Here is an 18,549-nt window from a genome sequence, read left to right as displayed (position 1 = left end):
GCTCAGAGGCGAGAACACCGAAACCGCGATGTGGTGATCATCGCTGCCGCCGCGACCGTCGCTGGTCGCAACGTCGATGCTTTCGCTACCAGCCGTATTATCCTGGAAGGTAAGGGTCGAAAGGTCCGAATTGACCTGAGCGAGGGTCCCCGTGATCGTCAGATGATTGGTGTTCGATCCGGAAACTCCCGCGCCCGTAGCGGACAGTAATCCGTTGGTATCGCTCAACACCACGGTAATTGTTTCGCTCGCGCTACTGGCATCGCCGTCGACGATGCTGATGCCGGTGATCGCTGTGACCAGTCCCTGCTGGATGGTTTGCGGCCCCGGAACAGTGGTTATCGGCGGTTGATTTCCTCCGGACGAGCCAAGCAGGAATTCGGTGCCAAACCCACTGCCGGAAGAGCTCGTAAACAAATCGTAGGAGAAGTTCAGGACCTGCCCGGCCGCGCTCGTGAATGTGCCGAGGTCAAGCGCATGATTGCTGAAGAAGGTCTGCGCCGACGCAACCGTCGAGAACGCCTGGTGGAAGATCTGCGTGCTGTTTTCAGAGACACTGAAGTCGAGCGACGTAAATCCCGTGCCGAATGACTGCGATCCGAAGAATCCCGCAATCAGATGTCCCGAGAGAGTCGTCGTGTTGATCGTCCATGTGACGGTATTTCTGTATTCTCGCGAGCCGGTCGCGGTTGTCGAATAGGACGCCCCCTCCGACGCTTCACCGAAGACAGTTCCGCCGCTGAAGGCCGTGTTCAGATTGTTGTTACTCGCCAGTATCGACGCAACGGAACTGGAGGCGGGCACTTCCGTCGCAAAGGTATAGGCGTTGTTGGCCTGATTGTTGAAGCCGTCCACCGTTCCGAGCAAGGCTCGGCTGATCGCATTCGCCGAACTCCCAACCTGCGAGGAGGCAAATGCAGCGACGTTCGTCACGACGCCGCCGCCGCCCGTTGACGCGGTGGTGTCCGTAACCCCGGTACTACCGGTTGCCGTGGAGTTCGCCAACGCGAGCTGACCGTTCGCCGTCGTCGCTGACGCGTGACTCGAGGCAGAGCCTTGAGTACCACCAGTACCGCCTGTCGATGTCGCGCTCGCGGTTGCCGTATCGCCGGTAGCGGACCCCGTCGCAATCGCCGATGCCGAGTCGGTGGCGCCGCCACCGGTCAGGCTTACGCCGCTATTGCCACCTGTCGCATGCGATGTGGCCGTCACGTGGGTCACACCCGTCAGCACGATGGATGACGTCGCCGTGCCACCTGTCGCGCCAGCACCTCCGTTTCCGCCGGCTCCGCCGAAAGTGGTGCTGGTGCCAGTCAACGTGGAGGCATGTATCGTGTTCGTCGTGTCATCAAATGTCAGACTTGACGTCGCAGCACCGCCAAGGCCGCCGCTTCCGCCACTATATCCGCCACCGCCGGCGCCGCCCGTCGCGGTCTGGTAGAGCCTCAGATAGCCGCCCGTGGTCGATCCGCCGACTGCATTGGTCAGCGTGCTGCTGCCGCCGGCCCCTCCCGTGGCGCCGCTGTAGCCGCGCCCACCAGCACCACCGTTTTGAATGACGACCGAATCGGCCGAGTGACCCGATGCCGTTGCGCTCGAGTTGCTCGCCAAACCACCCGCGCCACCGCTGTGGCCCGCGCCAAAGCCGCGGCCACCGGTGCCACCGATCGCCTTGACATACGCATAGGCCCGTCCGCCGGTGGCAGACGCCTCCGTCGCTGTTGCGCTCGTGCCGGTGACCGCGCCGCCGGCACCACCATTGCCGGCCGTGCTGCCGGAACTTCCACCAGCGCCGCCTGTGGTATAGGCCAAGGCGTTGGTTGTTTCGGCGAGTGTCGTCGTGCTGGTTGCGGTTGAAGCTGCCGTCGCCGTGCCGCCGGCGCCGCCATTTCCCGTGCCGTAGCCGCTGCCGCCGGTCCCGCCGACTGCCCGCGCCGCGAAGCTATTCGTCGAGCCGATGTTATGCGAGCCGGTCAGGACAAGCGTTGCCGTTGCCGCGCCGCCCGAGACACCATTGCCGCTGCCGGACTGGACATTGCCGCCGGCCCCGCCATAGGCGTGGCTCGTGCCGTCGAGCGTCAGCGCCGGCGTCGCATTTGTGTTGTCGTTGAATGTCAGGCTCGAGGTCGCGCTACCGCCCAGGCCGGGCGTGCCGCCCCTGCTGTAGCCACCCGCGCCTCCGCTCGCGGACTGGGACAATCCCAGCGTACCCGCCGATGAGGCCGAACCGCTGACCGCATTCGTCAGGGTAACGCTCTGTCCCGCGCCACCGTTCGCGCTGTTGTAACCGCGGCCGCCGGCGCCGCCTGTTTCACTGGCAAGGGCATAAGCCGAGTGACCGGATGCCGTCGCGGTCGTATTGTTTGCAGCGCCGCCCGCGCCACCGGACTTGCCGGCACCGCTGCCGCCCGATCCGCTTCCTCCCGTGGAGTACGCGTTGGCGCGCGCAGCCTCGGTCGTCGACGACGTCGTCGCGGTCGCCGTAGCGCTCGCCGTGGATCCTGCGACACCGTTGTTCACAGCCGCACCGGTTAGATTGCCACCGGCGCCACCGCTGGCGCGCGCCGTCGCGGTCACGACATGCGCGCCTGTGAGATTGATCGACGAGGTTGCCGTACCACCGGCCGCCGAACTTGCCCCAGCGCCTCCGCCGTTTCCGGCTCCGCCGCCCACGGACGTGCTGGTGCCCGTCAGTGTCGCCGCCGCCGTGGCGTTCGTCGTGTCGTTGAAGGTGAGAGTCGAGCTTGCCGCGCCACCGGCGCCGGCCGCACCGGTTTGAGCGTAACCGCCAGCACCGCCGTTTGCGGTCTGGTGAAGCGTCAGATAACCACCTGTAGTTGAACCGCCGGCTGCATTGGTCAGCGTGCTGTTGGCGCCGGCTCCCGCCGTGGCGCCGCCGTAGCCGCGCCCACCATTACCGCCGGTTTGAATGACGACCGACACGGCCGAGTGACCCGTTGCCGTTGCGCTCGAGCTGCTCGGCACGCCACCGGCACCGCCGCTGTGGCCGGCGCCAAAGCCGCGGCCGCCGGCGCCACCGATCGCCCTGACATACGCATAGGCCCGTCCGCCGGTGGCAGACGCCTCCGTCGCTGTTGCGCTCGTGCCCATGACTGCGCCGCCGGCGCCACCATTGCCAGCCGTGCTCCCGGAACTTCCACCAGTGCCGCCTGTGGTATAGGCCAAGGCGTTGGTGGTTTCGGCGAGTGTCGTCGTGCTGGTTGCTGTCGAAGCTGCCGTCGCCGTGCCGCCGGCGCCGCCATTTCCCGTGCCGTAGCCAGTGCCGCCGGTTCCGCCAATGGCCCTCGCCGCAAAGCTGCTGGTGGAGCCGATGTTGTGCGAGCCGGTCAAGACAAGCGTTGCCGTTGCCGCGCCGCCCGAGACACCATTGCCGTTGCTGGACTGGACATTGCCGCCGGCCCCGCCATAGGCGTGGCTCGTGCCGTCGAGGGTAGCCGCTGGCGTCGCATTGGTGTTGTCGTTGAACGTCAGGCTCGAGGTCGCGCTGCCGCCAAGGCCGGGCGTGCCGCCCCTGCTGTAGCCGCCGGCCCCGCCGCTCGCCGTCTGCGACAATCCCAGCGTACCTGTCGATGAGGCCGAGCCGCTGACCGCATTCGTCAGCGTAATGTTCCGTCCTGCGCCGCCGTTCGCGCCGCCATAGCCGCGGCCGCCGCCGCCGCCGGTCTCGCTGACAAGGGCGTAGGCCGAGTGACCCGATGCCGTCGCAGTCGTATTATTTGCAACGCCGCCTGCGCCACCGGAGTTACCGGCGCCGTCTCCGCCTGATCCGCTTCCTCCTGTAGAGTACGCGTTGGCGTGCGCGGACTCGGTCGACGACGACGTTGTTGCGGAAGCGGTGGCACTCGCCGAGCTCCCTGCGACCCCGTTGCCCACAGCCGCACCGTTGATATTGCCGCCCGCGCCGCCAGTGGCGCGTGCTGTCGCGGTCACAACATGTGCGCCTGTCAGGTTGATGGACGACGTTGCCGCACCACCGGCCTGCGAGCTGGCTCCAGCGCCTCCGCCGGTTCCGGCTGCACCGCCATAGGCCCTGCTGTAGCCAGTCAGCGTCGACGCGGCCGTGACATTCGCCGTGTCGTTGAAGGTCAGGCTCGAGCTTGCCGCACCACCGGCACCGGCCGCACCGGATTGAGCATAACCGCCGGCGCCGCCCGCTGCGCTCTGGCGAAGCGTCAGATAACCACCTGAGGTTGAACCAGTGACCGCATTGGTCAGCGTGCTGTTGGCACCGGCTGCCGCCGTAGCGCCGCCATAGCCGCGGCCACCGGTACCGCCGGTTTGATTGGCGGTTGCCACGGCCGAGTGACCAGATGCCGTTGCAACTGTATTGCCAACGGCACCGCCGGCTCCCCCGGTATGCCCTGCTCCGCGTCCGCTTCCACCCGTGCCGCCAAGTTCGTCAGCGCGAGCGTAGGCCCGTCCCCCGATCGCGGACGCTGCCGTTGCCGTTGCGCTGGCCCCAAGAGCTGCACCGCCCGCCCCGCCATTTCCGCCGGAACTACTGACCGTGCCGCCACTGCCTCCGGTCGAATTGGCACGCGCTTCAATATTGTCGCTGCCATGCGTCGTGCTGTTCACGACTGACGTAGTTGTCGCCGCGCCGCCCGCGCCGCCATTGCTCGTCCCATAACCACGGCCGCCGGTGCCGCCGGTGGCGTTGGCGCGACCATAAAGGCGGTGCGCGGCGGTCGCATTCAGGTTAGACGTCGCAGCTCCGCCAGTCGCGCCGCCGCCGGCACCGTTGCCGCCGGCGCCGCCGTTTGCCGTGCTATAAGTTTCGAGATACGAGGCCGGCGTCGCGCTCGCACTGTTGTCAAACGTCAGGCTCGACGTCCCGCTGCCGGCCGCTCCCCCGATTCCGGACGAACTGTAACCACCGGCTCCGCCGGTGGCCGTCTGGACCAATCTCAATGTGCCTCCGGCGGCGGAGCCGCTGACCGCATTGGTCAGGGAGATGCTTTGTCCCGCGCCACCGCCAGCGCCGCTGTAACCTTGGCCGCCAGCGCCGCCGGCCTCCGTGGCCGTCGCATTAGCAGAGAATCCGGAGGCAGTTGCCGTGGTGCTGCTGGCGATCCCGCCTGAACCGCCCGTATTGCCCGCTCCCCGCGCGTTGCCACCCGCTCCGCCCGTGGAACTGGCGGCCGCGGTAGCCGTCTGGGTCAGGGACGTCGTTGTCGCGGACGCCGTTGCACTCGCGCCAGCACCGGCAAGCCCATTGCCTGTCGCTGCTCCGACCAGGTCGCCGGCATTCCCGCCCGAGGCGGCCGCGTACGCATTGACAGTATTTGCGCCGGTCAGGTTGATCGACGCACTACCCGTGCCTCCCGCTCCCGCGATGGCGCCGGCGACTGCGCGATTTCCACCATCGCCGCCGTTGGCGGTGGTCCTGCCCGTCAAAGTGGCTGCGTGGGTGGCACTTGCCGTGTCATCGAAGGTCAGATTCGAAGTCGCCGCGCCACCGGCACCGCCGATACCGCCAGCGCTGTACCCGCCCTGGCCGCCTGTCGCGGTCTGGTAGAGCCGCAGAAAGCCACCATTGGCAACACCGCTGGCGGCATTGGTCAAGGAACTGCTGGCGCCTGCTCCACCTGCCGCACCCGAGTAACCGGCGCCGCCGTTTCCGCCCGTTTGTTGAATCGTGACGTAGGCCGCGTGACCCGAAGCAGTTGCGGTCGTGCCGCCGACCGCGCCGCCAGCGCCACCGGAGCTGCCAGCACCGGTGCCGCGACCGCCTGTGCCACCTGATTCTCCTGCAATGGCGTAGGCTCGACCGCCCGTCGCGCTGCTTTCCGTCGCGGTTGCGCTCGCACCGATCGCAGAACCACCCGCGCCTCCGTTTCCGGAACTGCCAAAAGCGCCGCCTCCGGTCCCACCAGTACCATGGGCTCGGACCGTAACGCTCTCACTCCCCGCCGTCGTGCTGCTGCCGACGGCGCTTGCGCTTGCCGTCCCACCAGCGCCGCCATTTGCGGTCCCGTATCCGCGGCCACCATTGCCTCCATACGCGTAGGCGCGCGCTTGACCGATGGCGTGAGCTCCCGTCAAATTGATCGTCGCCGTGCCGCTTCCGCCGGGCGCCCCGTTGCCGGCCTGTCCATTCCCGCCCGCGCCGCCATGCGCAGTGCTCTGCCCGTCAAATGTTGCGGCTGGCGTCGCGTTCAGCGCATCATTGAACGTCAGGTTCGACGTCGCATTGCCTGCCAGTCCGCCCGTCCCGGCAGAACTCGCGCCGCCCGCACCGCCGGTTGCGCTTTGCCTCAGGCCCAGATAGCTGCCGCCGCTCGAGCCGCTAACCGCATTCGTCAGCGTGACGTTCTGTCCCGTTCCTCCGCCCGCGCCGTTCAGACCGGCGCCACCAGCGCCACCGACCTCTGTGGCGCTCGCGAGCGCGGAGTGACCGGAGGCTGTCGCAGTCGTGCTGCTCGCGACTCCGCCAGCGCCGCCAACATTGCCGGCTCCCGCCGCACCGCCGCCCTTGCCGCCGGTTGCGGTGGCGTAGGCGCGCGCGTACTCGGTGGTTGACGTTGTGGTTGCTGCAGCGGTCGCACTCGCCGCGCCGCCTGCAACGCCGTTACCAACCGCTGTGCCGTAAAGATTCCCGCTGTCACCGCCGGATGCGGTCGTAGTGGCGCGAACGGTATGAGCGCCCGTCAGATTGATCGATGAATTCGCGACGCCTCCGGCTCCGCCCGTGCCACCGAGCCCATTTGCGGATCCACCGTTGCCGCCGTTTGCGGTGCTGGCCCCCGCCAGCGTGGACGCCTTCGTAGCGTTGGAATCGGCGAAGGTGAGGCTCGACGTCGCCGTGCCTGCAGCACCGCCCGCGCCTCCTGCACTGTATCCACCATTTCCGCCGCTCGCGGTCTGGTTGAGCGCAAGATAACCGCCGGTCGTGGTCCCGCTCACCGCGTTCGTCAGCGAGCTGTTGGCGCCAGCGCCACCTGCCGCACCACTATAACCGCGACCGCCATTGCCGCCGGTCTGACCAACCGTAGCGTAAGCCGAATGCCCCGATGCGGTTGCCGTCGTCCCGCTCGCAACGCCGCCTGCGCCGCCTGAGAAGCCGGTGCCTACCCCCGCCCCGCCCGTGCCGCCCGAGGAATAGGCCGACGCATGCGCTGCCCCACCCGCGTTCGCGTTCGTGGACGACGCTGATGCCGTCGCGGTTCCTCCGGTGCCACCGTTGGCGCCTTGGCCGTTTGGCGAACCAGTACCTGGCGTGCCCGCCGCACCGCCGGCACCGCCCGTTGCTCGAGCAGTGCTCGTGATCGAGCTGCCCGAGTTGACGACTGTTGAAGCCGTGGACGTCGCGTTTCCACCGTTCCCGCCTGCGCCGGCATTGCCGCCAACGGCTCCGCTGCCGCCATTTCCGCCTCTGCCTCCGACGCCGCCAGTCGCCTCTGCGGAATTCGAGGTGTCGATCGTGCCGTTGTTGGTCGTCGTCTGGTTGCCCCCGGGGCCGCCTACCGTACCATTCGATCCCGAGCCCACACCGTTCGTGCCTGGTGTGCCGGCTGTACCCGTCAAATTGATATCGGACATGGCTGAACTCCCAAGATTCAGGAATGGCTCAGTTCAAAACACGACAGCAGATTGAAGGCGTCTGAGCTAAGAGATCGCCTTAACCGTACGACGGAAGATGATGAGATGACTGAGAGAAGGTCGGCTTCAGGAGCAGAAGCTTAAGGAGCAAGAAGTATCCCACGCTCGTCTCCCCGCAAAAAAAGGACTACGTGTCGGAAATCAAATAGCCGGCGGCAAAAAAAATAAAAGGTCGCCGCCCCGTCACGGTCCGGCAATTCAGAAGCAACTTTAAAAATTAAAACACGCCAAACATCAACCTGGCAAGATCATAATTCAACTCGAATCCAAAATTTCATATTTGCCCGCTGCGGAGCTGCCGCGCACGAAGGAAACAAAACGTTCTTGCATAGACACGATAATCGCAACTAGACTTCGTTTTGATTATTAAGTCTCCCATTTTTGCCCGACGCGGGTTTGAAGATTGGGAGAGTCGCACTTTATTGAAATAAGATTGCGCCCGGATAGAGCGCCGTCGATTTTTTGCGCAACGCCCATTTGATTGGATTCGGTTATGACGATCGCACCGAATTTCGACGCAGATGCCGGCATGATGGCTCTGGTCGTATTGCTTAGACTTCACGGCGTCAGCGCCGACCCCGATCAACTGAGCCATCGCTTTGCCCACCGCGCGCTTGGTACGCCGGAAATCCTCCTGGGCGCCAAGGAACTCGGGCTACGAGCGCGTTGCTACAAAACGAAATGGGAGAAGCTCTCAGTCACGCCGCTTCCCGGCATCGCGGTTCTCAGGGATGGCAAGTTTCTGATCCTTGCCAAGCTCGTAGGCGACAAGGCGCTGGTACAATCGCCGCAGTCGTCGCGTCCAACGCTGATGAGCAGAACCGAATTCGAAGCTGTCTGGGACGGGCACATCATCCTGATGACACGACGGGCGGGTCTCTCCGATCTGTCGCGCAGGTTCGGGATATCCTGGTTCCTCGCTGCACTGAACAAGTATCGACACATATTTGCGCGAGTCCTCGTTGCTTCGTTCTTCCTCCAACTTTTCGCGCTTGTTTCACCACTTTTCTTTCAGATTGTCATCGACAAGGTGCTGGTGCACCGCAGCTTGGGGACACTCGACGTCCTCGTCATCGGTCTGGTCACCATCTCGCTGTTCGAAACGATTCTCGGCATCTTGAGAACCTATGTCTTCGCGCATACGACCAATCGCATCGACGTCGAATTGGGCGCACGACTTTTCCGGCATCTACTCGCGCTGCCGATCTCCTATTTTCAGACACGACGCGTAGGAGACACCGTCGCACGCGTTCGCGAACTCGAGAATATCCGCAATTTTCTCACCAGCTCGGCGCTCACGCTGGTCATCGACCTGTTTTTCACCCTCGTTTTCCTCGCCGTCATGCTCATCTATTCCCCCATGCTTACTTTCATGGTCATGGGGTCCTTCCCGCTCTACATCGTGATATCTGCGTTTGCGGCGCCGCTGTTTCGCAGCAGGCTCAATGAAAAATTCCAACGCGGCGCGGAAAATCAGGCGTTCCTGGTCGAAAGCGTCAATGGCGTTGAAACGCTCAAGTCCATGGCTGTCGAGCCCGAGATGCAGCGCAGATGGGAAGAGCAGCTGGCTGCATATGTCTCCGCTAGTTTTCGTGTGCTGAGCCTTGGCAATACGGCCAGCCAACTCGTTCAGTTCATCAACAAGCTGGTGACCGCCGCCATCCTTTATTTTGGGGCCAAGCTTGTCATCGATGGCACCCTGACGATCGGTGAACTCGTCGCTTTCAACATCATGTCCGGCCGGGTCGGCGCGCCAGTTCTTCGGCTTGCCCAGATTTGGCAGGATTTTCACCAAGCGAGACTTTCGGTCGCGAGGCTGGGCGACATTCTCAATACGACCCCGGAACGGACCTACAGTTCAGGTCAGACGGCGCTCCCTCCCATCCGCGGCGAGATCGCGCTGGAGCACGTGACGTTTCGGTACAGGGTCGACGGACCGGAGATATTGCACGACGTCAATTTATCGGTGGCGGCGGGCCAGGTGGTCGGCATCGTCGGTTCATCAGGCTCGGGAAAGAGCACGCTGGCGAAACTGGTCCAACGATTGTACGTGCCGGAGAGTGGAAGAATTCTTGTCGACGGGATCGACCTTAGCGTCGTCGACCCCTCCTGGTTGCGGCGCCAGATTGGCGTCGTGCTGCAGGAAAATGTTCTCTTTAACTGCTCGGTGCGCGACAACATCGCGCTCGCCGATCGCGCGATGCCGATCGAAAGAATCATCGCAGCCGCGCAGATCGCCGGCGCTCACGAGTTTATCCTCGAACTTCCAAATGGCTACGACACGATCATCGGAGAACGCGGAAGCACGTTGTCCGGCGGTCAGCGGCAACGGATAGCCATCGCTCGCGCCCTGGTCATGACACCACGAATCCTGATCTTTGATGAAGCGACCAGCTCTCTGGACTATGAAAGTGAGCGCGTCATCCAGCAAAACATGCCGCTGATCGCACGCGGGCGGACGGTTTTCATCATCGCTCACCGGCTGTCGACGGTGCGGCGATGCGACCGCATCATAGCGATCGATCGTGGTCGGATCGTCGAGGATGGCACTCACGACGAACTCGTCAATTCCGGCGGCCGCTACGCTTCCCTTCATCGTATTCAGGCGGGCCTCCATGAAGTTCGCTGACGCAAACGGGCGCCCCGTCGCCGCACCGAGAACGCGCGGCAGGATCGAACGAGCATTCCTGCCCGCAGCTCTCGAGATCATCGAGTCTCCTCCACCTCCGCTTGCGGGTGCGATCGGTGGTACCATCATCGTGCTGTTCTGTCTGGCCCTTGCTTGGGCTTCCTTCGCCGCCGTCGATATCGTGGCGTCCGCCCCTGGCAGAGTCATACCCAGCGGCAGAACGAAGGTCGTACAACCGTTCGAGACCGGCGTCGTCAGAGCAATCCACGTTCGGGACGGGCAAACCGTCAAGGCGGGGGAGCTTCTGATCGAGCTGGATCCCACGATCAACGCGGCGGAGCGAGACCACCTGCAGGGCGACCTGTTCGCTGCAACGCTTGACGTTGCTCGCCTGTCGGCCTTGCTGACTGACGATCCGCTCGGGAGCTTCAGACCGCCACTCAATGTGAGCGGGCCTCTTGTCGCGTCGCAACGTCAGCTGCTCAGCCAGCAAGCGGAAGAGCACCGGGCCAAACTCGCTTCACTTGACAGCCAGAAGGCTCAAAAGCAGGCGGAATTGAAGACGCTGCTCGAGACCGTTGCGAAACTCGAGGCAACGCTTCCGATTCTGCAGCAGCGCGTGGAAATCAAGAGCACGTTGTACGCTCGGGAGGTGGGCTCCAAGGCGAACTATCTTGAAATCTTGCAGGTGCTCACCGAGACGCAACACGAACTCCTGGTTCAGAAGAGCCGCTCGCACGAGGCGGAGGCTGCGGTGACCTCAATCACCGAGGCGAGAGCCCAGACGGCGGCCGAATTCAAGCGGACCATTTCGGCGGATCTGGTGGAAGCTCAACGCAAGGCGACCGGTCTCGGCGAGGACCTGATCAAGGCGACCCAAAGGACACAGCTTCAGCAGCTCACCTCACCGGTCGATGGGACAGTCCAGCAGCTGTCCGTTCATACGCTCGGCGGCGTTGTCACGCCCGCCCAAGCCTTGCTCGTCGTCGTGCCAGCCGAAAGCCGCCTCGAGATTGAAGCTCTGGTCTCGAACAGGGATATCGGATTCATCCAGATCGGGCAGGAAGCCGAGATCAAGGTCGACACGTTCAACTTCACCCGGTACGGGCTGATGCACGGGCGTGTCCAGAGCGTTTCGCAAGATACCATCACCCAGGACAAACCGGCTGACCGATCAGGTGACGCGACCTTCGGCGCGGCTGCCACGACCAGCGAGCCGAAAGGGAAGGAATTTCTCTACCAGGCGCGCATCTCCCTCGATCAGAGCCAGATGCAGATCGACGATCGAACCGTGAATCTTTCACCCGGGATGGCAGTCACGGTCGAAATCAAGACGGGCAAGCGTTCGGTGCTGAGCTACCTTCTTTCGCCTCTGCTGCGCTACAAGCAGGAAAGCCTGCGGGAGCGCTAGCGATTTAAATACTAACCGGTCGGCTGCACGCCAGCCTCAAACAGGCTTGTCACAACGCCAACATCGAAGTAATCTACAGTAAATTTGATTTAAATATAATAATTGGGAGCGCAACGTGTGGTTTAAATCGTTTGTCGTTGCCGCAGGTCTCGCGGTCGTCGCAATGGGCTCCACTGAAGCTTCTGCGTCCCAATTTCTGGCGAATGGAAGCTTCGAGACCGGAGATTTCACAGGATGGAATCTTACCGGCGATCAGGGGCTGGTCTTCGTGGTCGACGGGAGCGCAGTTCCGTACGTCGGCGGCGGCGTCACTCAAGGCGCTCAACAGGGATCGTTCTACGTTTATGAGGGTCCGGTGGGATCCGAGGCAATTCTGTCCCAGACGTTCGCTGATACGATTGGTGCGACCCTCACTATCTCGGGATGGGTGACGGGTGACGGCTCTCAGCCGAGTGACGTGCGCTTTCTGTTCAACGGAATCGAATTAGGTGCCGTGAATCCCGTGCCGGATCAGCAATGGACGCAATATGTCTTTACAGCGATTGCGACTGGAAATGACACGTTCTCGGTTGCATTCCAAAACGACAATTCGTTTAATGGATTGGATAACTTTTCGGTCTCGAATATATCGGCTGTACCTGAGCCTGGTACGTGGGCGCTGATGCTGCTCGGCTTCGCAGGGCTGGGCGCTCTGCGGTACTACCGAAACCGAACTTCAGTCGTTTAGCCAACCCGACGAATCTGGGACATGATTCGAAAGAGCGCGAAGCGCGCTTTTTCGAAAATATCATGCTCAAGCAACAAACTGAAGCGCGATACGATTCCTCCCAATCTCACCGCACACTAGAAGTATCCCTCCCGTTTCTTCTTCTCCATCGAGCTGGCGTCGTCCTTGTCGATCAGACGTCCCTGTCGTTCGGATACGGCCGCGCTTCCAGTCTCTTCGATGACTTCGTCGATCGTTTTTGCATTCGAGCGAACTGCAGCGGTGAGCGGATAGCAGCCCAGCGTGCGGAATCGAACCCATTCCATCTGGGGCTGCTCCCCGGCGAGCAATGGCAGACGATCGTCGTCGACCATGATCAGTCGCCCGTCGCGCTCCACGACGGGGCGCAGTGCAGAGAAATAGAGTGAAACGATCGGAATGTTCTCTGCGCGGATGTATTCCCAGACGTCGAGTTCGGTCCAGTTCGACAGCGGGAAGACGCGCATCGATTCACCTGGGTTCAGACGCGCGTTGAACAGGCGCCACAGCTCGGGGCGCTGATTTCGGGGGTCCCACAGATGACCCGACGAGCGATGAGAGAAGATGCGTTCCTTCGCCCTGCTTTTCTCTTCATCGCGGCGCGCGCCGCCCAGGGCGGCATCGAAGCCATGCTCATCGAGAGCCTGCCGCAGCGCCTCCGTCTTCATCACCTGGGTATGAACCGACGATCCGGACGAGACCGGCGAAATGTTTCGCTTCAGACCGTCCTGATTGACGTAAACGACGAGATCGAGCCCCATATCTCGGGCGGTCCGGTCGCGGAACTCGATCATCTCCCTGAATTTCCATCCCGTATCGATGTGGAGCAATCGAAACGGCAGTTTCGCGGGCGCAAACGCCTTCACCGCCAAACTCAGCAACACGCTCGAGTCCTTGCCGATCGAATAGAGCATCACCGGATTGCGGAACTCGGCGACAGTTTCCCTGATGATGAAAATGGCTTCGGCTTCGAGATCGCGAAGACGGCTATTCATGGCCAAGACCGGGTTCTCCGGACAAATCGAAAATGCCGCGCCTGGCGAGCTCCGCGACCAAACGATCGACAGCACCGTCGACCGTAAGTTCGCCGGTCCTGATCGTCACCTCGGCGTGTTCCGGTCGCTCATATACCTGACTGATCCCCGTGAAATTCTTGATCTCCCCGTCGATGGCGCGTCGGTAGAGTCCCTTTGGATCGCGTTCGATGCAGGTTTCGAGCGGAGTATCGACGAAGACCTCGATGAATTCGTCACGCCGCAGCAGTTCCCGCACCATCCGCCGATCGGCGGCGAAGGGCGAAATGAAGGAGCAAAGGACGACGAGCCCGGCATCGAGCATGAGCTTCGAAACCTCGCCTGCTCTTCGAATGTTTTCAATCCGATCGGTTTCCGTAAATCCGAGATCCTTGTTGATGCCGCCGCGCAGGCAATCGCCATCGAGAAGGATCGTGTGCACCCCCATGGCGTTCAATCTTGCTTCGGTGGCGTTGGCGATGGTGGATTTTCCTGCACCGGACAGGCCGGTCAACCAGAGCAGCGCGGGCCGGTGCCCCTTCAGATGCGCGCGAGCATCCTTCGTGACGAACAGCGTAGGCGGCCGTATGGTCGTCGAGCGCGTCAACGGATGGAGTACGATCCCTGCAGCGACCGTCATATTGGTGGCGCGGTCGATGACGATGAGACCACCCATTGCAGCATTCTCGGCATAGCTATCGAAAACGAGGGGAGCCGCCGTAATCAGGTTGCAAACGCCGATCTCGTTTGTGCGCAATTCCTTCGCTGCTTCATGCGCCATGGTCTGAACATCGACACGATACTTGATCGCGGTGATCGAAACGCCAACTGTACGTGTTCCCTGCTTCAGCAAGTACGAACGGCCCGGGCGGAGCGTCTCGTCACCGAGCCAAACGATCTGGGCGACAAATTGCGAGCCAACGTGAGGCTGATCGGACGGAGACGCCGCGACGTCACCTCGAGCCACGTCGACGTGATCCGAAAGCGTGAGGGTCACTGCTTCGCGCGCCTCTGCTCGACCAACGGCTCTTCCTGCCGAGCTGATTTCCTTGATGGAAGTAACGCGTCCTGAAGGAAGCAGAACAATCTTGTCGCCGATCGCAATTTGTCCGGAGGCAATGGTTCCGGCAACCCCGCGCCCCCCTCCATCGGATCTTACGATGAGCTGGACGGGCATCCGGAAACCGGTCCTTGCCTTCTCAGGGACTTCGCTCCCAGCAAGAAGCTGCAGCAGGGTCGGCCCCTTATACCACGTCATTCGCGAACTGCGCGTCGATACATTATCTCCCAGCAAGGCGGACACCGGAATCATCTCGAAATCTGAAAAACGCAATAGCTCCGCAAGCTTCCGAAACTCTGTAGAGATATTCTGAAACACCCTCTCATCGAAATTGACGAGATCAATCTTGTTTACCGCCAAAACGACATGCCGTATTCCCATGATCGAGACGATATGCGCGTGGCGGAATGTCTGAGAAGTCAAGCCGTTCCGAGCATCTACGAGCAAAATGGCCAGATCAGAGTTAGAGGCCCCGGTGATCATATTGCGCACGTATTGCTCGTGCCCCGGAGTGTCGGCGACGATAAAGTGTCGATCTGCAGCCTTAAAGTACCGGTAGGCGACGTCGATGGTTATGCCTTGCTCTCGCTCCGGCTCGAGCCCGTCCAGGAGCAATGAGTAGTCGATTGCCTCTTCGGCTCGGTTCGTAAGCCCCGCCAGCTCGTCCTCCGGTATCTGCCCCTGTTCGTAGAGAAGTCGGCCAATCAGCGTAGACTTTCCGTCGTCAACAGAGCCGCAGGTCAGGATTGTGAGAACACGTTGGTCCGCCAGAAATTTGCTCATTCACTTGGTCAAAAACTTGTTGATGTGCATTGCGAAAAACAGCGCAGCTCCTTGTTTACAGCTTCAGTCGAAACGTTGACCTTCTGCGAGAAAAGCTTATGCGCGAGCCGAGACGCTCGCAAGTCCGGATGGCGCCTGGCCGAGTGGACCTTAGGGTGTGGGCTTGTACCGAAACCTAGGTATCGATAGTCGTCTCGATTAGTTCCCGGGTCGCACTGAGCCTTACTCATTTTGGGTGAGGCGTCAAAAGGTTGCTATCCGGCAAGAGCAGTTCGACGTGCTCAACCGCCTGGGTCACGCGGCGGCTGGATCATCAGCATCCCCGGCGCGGCAGAGGTCACGATGGAGTGTTTGCCCGGTTCGACGCTATGGAGCGAGTTGTCGCGATGGTTATGTGGTTAAGGAGATCGGCGAAGGCGAGCGCATCATTGACGCCATTGATCCTCGCGCTCGGCATCGGCCGTGAAGCTCCTGCGTCCGCCTCATCACAGTTTGGGGTCGAATATGCCGGCATAGTGCCGTCCATCAGTTGGATCGCCACCGGACCCGAGCACAATGGAGGATCATATGTCGATGAACTGCGAACTGGACCTGACCTCACTCGGAAACGTCAGTGGGGGTATGCGCAACTTGGCCAATTCACCCGCTTACCACGGCATCATGATCAGCAAAGACCCTGGCACTGTGGGACAGGGCGATACCATCGACGGCATCCCGTGGGGCGGCGGCGAGGGCTCTTGGGGGACCTTCAATGGTAACCTGCCAGGCGCTGGCAATTGGGGAAACTAAGACCTTCGGCTGCACGGCCGAAACCGCGAATCTGCTAGCCCCCGCCCGCGACAGAATCCGGGGAGGCTGGACAGTTGCACCCGATGCAGTGCGGCATAAATCCCGCACGGCCTCGGCTATTTTCCTGGTTCAGCCCGCGCGAGTGCCCGAGCCGCTTGCAGCGCCACATCACGCGTCAGCACCTCTGGCGGCAGATCGGCTCGGCAGGTCGTCGTCGTCCTAGTAGAAGTATCGGCTCGGCCTGCCATCGGCAGCCCAAATGCGCTGCACCTGCCGCAGCTCAAGGGCAACCCAATCGTTGCGTCGCTGGAGCAGTTTCCCCAATGTTCGAGAAGCTGCCGCCTCTCATGTATCGCGTCATCTGGCGGTGGGCTTAGCAGCATAGGTCGATCTACTCGACTTCGATCACTATCTGCTGTTTTGGCCGCAAAGCGCGAACGTACTAGCCCTGTCGCTGAACGACCGATTTGATCTCATCGCTCACCTTCAGAATTCTTCTTCTGCTCTTGCGCCACCTTTTGCCAGAGTAAGCTGCCGGTATCGGCGAGCCTACTTTCAAGACGAGCAAGTCGCTCGCGCCGTTGCCATAAACATCAAACACGTCCCGCCCCCGCGACCTAATTATCGAACCAAGAAGGGAAAGCGCTTTGGCCGTGCCAATTAACCAGCTCGGCACCTAGCATTTATCCGTGTAGGTTGTAACTACGCGAGAACGTATGCTGCTTGTGAATTGCGGGGAAAATGCCCGTGTGGTGGCACGATCTACTAAGGTTTCTGTTTGAATGTTGTCCCGCATGCCACGCCAACGCACGAACTCTGCTCTTGATCAATATGAGCTGGCGGTCGATGAGATCGTTGCCGCTTGTGACGGCGATTTGCGCGATGCGCTCCGAGCGCTGATGCTGTTGAATGAGCAGTTGGAGCAGCGACTGGTACTGATGAGAGAGGCTCATCCTCCTCATCAGCGGCTGCACTAGGGGCAGCTGCGAAAGCCGCGCATAACATCCTAGCGCGTTATCGAGCACCAGCGCGTGCATGTCGCGCGACGTTGCAGCACGTGCTCGGTCGGAATATCAATCACGCGTGGCCGAAAGTAGACCCGCAACGTCACCGTGACCGTCCACAACCAGAATGACCTTCAAAGTAGATGTAGCCGATCTGATGACCGTTGTCGCGGTCGCTGTATTCGTGGGACTGATCAAGCGAAGCGTGAGCATGGCAGCTTACGTTAATTCCGCCCGGAGCTTGGCGGCGGGTCCGCCGTCAACATAGTCTCTCGCCGCTGGCCATGGCTGCTGCTCTAGAGGCAGGTCAATTGCAAGTGGCCGGCGGGCCGCCGGTTATTGTGCGGAAGCCAGCGGTCTCACTTCCTCCGGTGCAGGCCGGGCCGACGTCAGATGAAACCAACGCCCTTTCGTCGATACCCTCTGGTTTGATCAGGACGTAGGGGAGTGTCGTTTTTCCGGTTCAAATATTAGGCGCGGAAAGCTGGCGTGGTTCGCGCGTCCACTATCGCAGCGTCGATGGCGCGGAATTGCCCTTGGCGTGAGGGTCTTCCTCTTTCCTCTGTCGCACTTCCCACCCGTGTCACGAGGAGTAAGCTGCTCTCACATGAGAGGCAGCGATGCAGCTTGAGACCAAACTCGGTTGTGAATGGCATAAATTTCACGAGCACTCTTGGCTCGCAGCACGCAAGGCACCCCGCTTCGCCGATCATTGCTGCCCCCGCTGAAATGACTTCGATCACCAATTTGACAAATGAATCCGACTCGCGGGCCTATTGCAAACATTGGGCTACAGTAGTTCGGCCCTTCGCTGGCTGAGGTGAAGAGCTGGGCTCGCGCCTTCGACGATCCGATCAAGATGGATGACGGCAGGACGTTGCACACCTTGCGTGACCCTGGCATCGCGCTGCCGCCGAAGCGCGCGCTAATCACCGCCCGAAGCGTCCCGGCCGGTTCACATGCGTCATCTGCTCGAACGCCTTCGCCAGCTCCTCAGGTCCGTGCCTCTGCTTGAAGCTGTCCCACGCGCTCTGAAACTTGGCCTCGGCTTCCTTGAGCGACATCGCGTCACCGAACGGCGGTGCCTGGATTGCTACCACCGGAGTCCAGAGCCAGAGTGCTGGCGACCGGTCGCGAGCGAACCAGATGCGGCCGATCATGTGGCCGTCGTCAAATACGATGTAATCGTCGGCGTCCAGTGCACGGAGGCGGAGCATGGCGGTTTCCTAATGGCGCCGACATCAAGCGACATTCGCGATGACCGGTCCATTGGGACTTTTCACAGTGCAGCGTGGTGGCCGCGAGCAGATAGGTAACGCTTGGTTAACAAACCTCAACTAAAGAACAATATGTCCGGCTTCGCACACCCGGACGTCTTTTTCTGGAAGCTATGGCCCCGGTGCCGATCCTCAACTGCGTAATCCGATGCAAGCCGGCCACTGATTCCGACGCAATCCGGCCACCGATTCCGACGGAAGTCGGCCACCCATTC

8 protein-coding genes are annotated in these 18,549 nt (G+C 61.7%); 4 read left to right on the top strand and 4 right to left on the bottom strand.

Annotated elements, in window-relative coordinates:
- On the bottom strand, positions 1-7,563 hold a 7,563-nt coding region (locus XI06_RS07610; RefSeq protein ID WP_271604984.1), incomplete at its 3' end, for a beta strand repeat-containing protein.
- A gap of 553 nt (positions 7,564-8,116) precedes the next feature.
- Here XI06_RS07610 and XI06_RS07605 point away from each other — a divergent pair.
- The 3 genes from XI06_RS07605 to XI06_RS07595 all read left to right on the top strand — a co-directional run bounded on the left by XI06_RS07605 (position 8,117) and on the right by XI06_RS07595 (position 12,390).
- Positions 8,117-10,252 carry a type I secretion system permease/ATPase gene (locus XI06_RS07605; RefSeq protein ID WP_271604983.1) on the top strand — a complete coding sequence of 712 codons (2,136 nt, stop codon included), beginning with the start codon at positions 8,117-8,119 and terminating at the stop codon, positions 10,250-10,252.
- Positions 10,239-11,663 carry an HlyD family type I secretion periplasmic adaptor subunit gene (locus XI06_RS07600; protein WP_271604982.1) on the top strand — a complete coding sequence of 475 codons (1,425 nt, stop codon included), beginning with the start codon at positions 10,239-10,241 and terminating at the stop codon, positions 11,661-11,663. Before XI06_RS07605 ends, XI06_RS07600 begins: the two co-directional genes overlap by 14 nt.
- Before the next feature lie 115 nt (positions 11,664-11,778).
- Complete coding sequence (locus XI06_RS07595) at positions 11,779-12,390, top strand: PEP-CTERM sorting domain-containing protein (RefSeq protein WP_237873968.1); 612 nt, start codon at positions 11,779-11,781, stop codon at positions 12,388-12,390.
- Between the two features lie 116 nt (positions 12,391-12,506).
- Here the strand turns inward: XI06_RS07595 and cysD are convergent, their stop codons facing one another.
- A complete protein-coding gene (cysD, locus tag XI06_RS07590) occupies positions 12,507-13,403 on the bottom strand; it encodes a sulfate adenylyltransferase subunit CysD (RefSeq protein ID WP_237874029.1) in 897 nt (298 codons plus the stop codon).
- Positions 13,396-15,264: an adenylyl-sulfate kinase gene (gene cysC / locus XI06_RS07585; protein ID WP_271604981.1), complete on the bottom strand. Its 1,869-nt coding sequence runs from the start codon at positions 15,262-15,264 to the stop codon at positions 13,396-13,398. The genes cysD and cysC overlap by 8 nt, the downstream gene beginning before the upstream one ends.
- Positions 15,265-16,835: 1,571 nt before the next feature.
- Between cysC and XI06_RS07580 the strand changes: the two genes are divergently transcribed.
- Positions 16,836-17,030 carry a hypothetical protein gene (locus XI06_RS07580; protein ID WP_271604980.1) on the top strand — a complete coding sequence of 65 codons (195 nt, stop codon included), beginning with the start codon at positions 16,836-16,838 and terminating at the stop codon, positions 17,028-17,030.
- Positions 17,031-17,986: 956 nt separating this feature from the next.
- Here XI06_RS07580 and XI06_RS07575 read toward each other — a convergent pair.
- Entirely contained in the window at positions 17,987-18,274 is a 288-nt protein-coding gene (locus XI06_RS07575) for a hypothetical protein (protein WP_271604979.1), read from the bottom strand.
- Between the last annotated feature and the right edge of the window lie 275 nt (positions 18,275-18,549).

The sequence above is a fragment of the Bradyrhizobium sp. CCBAU 11434 genome, from assembly GCF_028128895.1.
Classification (GTDB): Bacteria; Pseudomonadota; Alphaproteobacteria; order Rhizobiales; family Xanthobacteraceae; genus Bradyrhizobium; species Bradyrhizobium zhengyangense.
This window is presented reverse-complemented; position numbering and strand designations above follow the sequence as displayed.